Below are 3,723 nucleotides of genomic sequence, written 5' to 3'. Positions count from 1 at the left end.
TGGCTGAAAACTTCTTGAATATGATGTTCAGCATGCCAACCAACGACTGGAAACCTGATCCAGTACTAGTCAAAGCAATGGACCGTATCTTCATTCTTCATGCGGATCACGAGCAAAATGCTTCAACCTCAACGGTTCGTCTAGCCGGTTCTTCTGGCGCTAACCCATTCGCGGCCATTGCGTCAGGTATTGCCTGTTTGTGGGGTCCTGCGCACGGTGGAGCAAACGAAGCCTGCTTGAACATGTTGCGTGAAATCGGTGACGTTAGCCGTATCCCTGAATTTATTGAGCGCGCCAAAGATAAGAACGACCCATTCCGTTTGATGGGCTTTGGTCACCGCGTTTATAAGAACTTTGACCCACGCGCTAAAGTGATGCGTGAAAGCGCTCATGAAGTATTGGATCTATTAGGTAAGCACGACGATCCTATCTTCAAGGTTGCTCTTGAGCTGGAGAAGATCGCGCTTGAAGACGAATACTTCATCGAGAAGAAGCTTTACCCGAATGTAGACTTCTACTCGGGTGTTATTCTTGACGCCATGGGTATCCCAACCAATATGTTTACAGTAATTTTCGCCTTGGCGCGTACTGTAGGCTGGGTATCTCAATGGCACGAAATGATTGGTGAAGATGACCGTCGTATTGGTCGTCCTCGTCAGTTATATACAGGTGCTACTGAGCGTGATTACGTGGATATTAAGAAGCGTTAATCCAGCAATATGTACCCAACTTTGAAAAATTATTACTGACAATATTTTTTTCAAAGATCTATAATTTAAAGGAGCACTTCGAGTGCTCCTTTTGTTTTTCTAGAATTAAAATTTTTAACGATAGAACAAGAGCAAGGCGATACAGCCTGTCTTTCAAATTAGAAGCGGTGGACCATGCAAAAAAATACCAAACCCTGTTATTACCCAGACTATTTACAGCTGGACAAACTACTCGACGCACAACATCCGGAGAGTAAGAAATATGGCGCCGAAGCGCATGATGAAACTCTGTTCATCATTGTGCATCAGGCCTACGAACTATGGTTTAAACAAATTCTGCATGAAATTCACTCAATCTTACCTGTGCTGTCGCAAAGTCATGTCGATGAAAGCAAGATCAGCACCGTGAATCTACGTCTGGAGCGTGTTCATCGCATTCAAGATGTGCTGGTCGATCAGATTGATATTCTGGAAACCATGACTCCACTGGACTTTCTGGATTTCCGTGACTACCTGATTCCAGCCTCAGGCTTTCAGAGCATTCAGTTCAAAGAAATTGAAATTCTGCTTGGGCTTAAATCCGAATACCGCATTAATTTCGACAAAAAATCTTTCTACAGCCGCCTTAATGAACAGGATCGTAATTACTTAATGGATCTTGAAGAGAAACCTTCATTATTTGATGCAGTTGAGAAATGGCTGGAGCGCATGCCTTTCCTTGAGTTTGGTGATTTTAAATTCTGGAACATTTTCAAAAATGCCGTCGAAACCATGCTCAGTCACGACGAAAAAGTGCTTAAGGAAGCAGACTATCTCAGTGATGCTGAAAAAACCTTCCAGTTGAATGACCTTGAAAATACCCGCGCTACTTTCGATGCTCTATTTGACAAAAACAAGTATGACGAGCTCAAAACTCAGGGTCGTTTCCGCATGAGCCAGGAAGCTACTCTCAGCGCCCTTTTCATTAACCTTTACCGCGAGCAACCCATGCTCAATGGCCCATTCAGATTATTGCAGGGGTTAGTTGAAATTGATGAGAAATTCACCACCTGGCGCTATCGCCACACGACCATGGTGTTGCGCATGATTGGCTCCAAGATTGGTACTGGTGGCTCAGCAGGCCATGACTACTTACGCCAAACGACCCAGAACAACCGCTTCTTCCGTGATCTGTTCAACTTGACCACTTTCCTGATTCCACGCTCGGCACTTCCAGAGCTACCAGACGAAGTGATTAAGGCGATGAATTTTTAGAAGCCAAACACAGACTAAATGTCTACAGTTAAAATCCAATATTGTCATCTCGCGGCTCGGCCGCGGGATTCAAGGACTTGATAGAGCCTGTTAATAGAAACTTGGATTCCCAAGGTACCTAAAGGTATTCCTGATGGTCACAGCTGGGCGAATGACAGAATAAATTGTTACTTTTAAGTCAAACGCGAAGCTGGGATATTTTTATCAGGTGAACGCTTATTTCGCAAACAACTGGCTTAAGTCATTAAAAGCTTTAAATTCCAGCGCATTGCCCGATGGGTCATAAAAGAACATAGTCGCCTGTTCGCCGGGCTGCCCTTTGAATCGAATATAAGGTTCTATGGCAAACTGGACGCCCTGTCCTTTTAATCGCTTGGCTAAATCTTGCCAGGTCGCCATATCCAGCACGACGCCGAAATGAGGCACAGGCACGGCATGGCCATCGACCTGATTATGTGCCTTCTCGGCTGATTCCATAGATGCATCAAGATGCACCACCAGCTGATGACCATAGCAGTCATAATCAATCCAGTGATCACTGGAGCGGCCTTCCGAGAAACCTAAAACCTGACCATAGAACTTTCTGGCCTGCTCCAGATCATGCACCGGAATGGCCAGGTGAAAAGGACGAATACTCATTGCAATGACCTACTGTGGGAATCGTGTGCGTTTGACGAAGGTATTGAGCAAAAGCGTCAAACCATCGGCATCCTGCTGGTCAAAGCGGTTAGTGATCGGGCTATCTATATCCAGTACCCCTTTCAGGTCTCCACCAACTACTACAGGAATCACTACTTCGCTCTGTGAAGCAGCATCGCAGGCTATGTGGCCATCAAACTGATGTACATCTTCGACTAACTGAGTTTCAAGCGTAGCAGCCGCCGTTCCACAGACACCACGGCCAAAGGGAATGTGAACACAGGCCACCTTGCCCTGATACGGACCAAGTATCAGACTGTCAGCCTTTTCAGGATTGACCAGGTAAAAACCAGACCAGTTAAGCTCAGGCAGCATCTGGAATATAAAAGCAGACATTTGCGACATATTGGTAATCCAGTTACTGTCTTCTGCCAACAAAGCATCCAGCTGTAGGGCTAACTGGCGATAATATTCAGGTTTGTCATTCTGGTATTCTTGGATTTGCGATTCGTCTAGTTGAAACATGGCATGTACATCAAGTTAAGAATAGCGGCAAGATAGCTGACAGGCCCAACAATTACAAGCCTTAGATAGTAACTGGGTATTACCACATCTTGTGCTTATGTATTAAGATTATCACTAGCCAATAACCGCATCACACTGTAACATACGGCGTTTGTTTTTTCGTGAGTTTTGCAGGAGAAATCGTGTCCATTTCAAGTAAAGGCCAAAGAAGTCCTACTGCTTCGCCCTGTATAGGCGTCTGTAGCACCGTTTTGGGCGATGAAGTGTGTCGTGGTTGCGGTCGAACCTTCGACGAAGTGCTCAACTGGCATACATTTACCGATGACCAGAAAAAAGCCGTCAATCTGCGCCTGAAACTCGAAGGAAAACAAAAGTTTTAGCATCAATATTAATAAACATTCTCATATCTAATTTTGAAGGTAAATCGGAGCCTTATTATCATGTTAGTATCTATTGTCGACGCCCTCGCGGGCAAACCCGGCGTCGGTGAGCAAGTCACCGTCCAAGGCTGGGTACGTACTCGTCGTGATTCGAAAGCCGGACTTTCGTTCGTTAATATTCACGATGGCAGCTGCTTTAATCCTATTCAGGCAGT

General features: G+C 45.2%; 5 protein-coding genes and 1 pseudogene. 4 read left to right on the top strand and 2 right to left on the bottom strand.

Annotated elements, in window-relative coordinates; all coding sequences use genetic code 11:
• A partial coding sequence (locus tag HUJ19_RS09795; protein ID WP_290623907.1) for a citrate/2-methylcitrate synthase occupies positions 1–710 on the top strand: 710 nt, incomplete at its 5' end.
• A 174-nt stretch (positions 711–884) separates the two neighbouring features.
• Positions 885–1,964, top strand: coding sequence for a tryptophan 2,3-dioxygenase family protein (locus HUJ19_RS09790; protein ID WP_290623905.1), 1,080 nt, complete (start codon positions 885–887; stop codon positions 1,962–1,964).
• Between the two features lie 216 nt (positions 1,965–2,180).
• Here the strand turns inward: HUJ19_RS09790 and HUJ19_RS09785 are convergent, their stop codons facing one another.
• Complete coding sequence (locus HUJ19_RS09785; RefSeq protein WP_290623903.1) at positions 2,181–2,603, bottom strand: VOC family protein; 423 nt, start codon at positions 2,601–2,603, stop codon at positions 2,181–2,183.
• 9 nt (positions 2,604–2,612) lie between these two features.
• The gene (locus HUJ19_RS09780; RefSeq protein WP_290623901.1) at positions 2,613–3,128 is read right to left on the bottom strand and encodes a GAF domain-containing protein; all 516 of its coding nucleotides are present in this window, start codon (positions 3,126–3,128) and stop codon (positions 2,613–2,615) included.
• Between the two features lie 182 nt (positions 3,129–3,310).
• Between HUJ19_RS09780 and HUJ19_RS09775 the strand changes: the two genes are divergently transcribed.
• Together HUJ19_RS09775 and HUJ19_RS13075 are read left to right on the top strand one after the other, a co-directional pair.
• Positions 3,311–3,508 (top strand): DUF1289 domain-containing protein, encoded by a 198-nt coding sequence (locus HUJ19_RS09775; RefSeq protein WP_018624670.1) that lies wholly within the window; start codon positions 3,311–3,313, stop codon positions 3,506–3,508.
• A 54-nt stretch (positions 3,509–3,562) separates the two neighbouring features.
• Positions 3,563–3,723, top strand: a pseudogene (locus HUJ19_RS13075) (asparagine--tRNA ligase); the annotation flags it as partial.

This window comes from Kangiella sp., from assembly GCF_014762745.1.
Lineage (GTDB): Bacteria > Pseudomonadota > Gammaproteobacteria > Enterobacterales > Kangiellaceae > Kangiella.
Note: the sequence above shows the minus strand (reverse complement) of the source record. Positions and strands in the feature narration are given on the sequence as shown.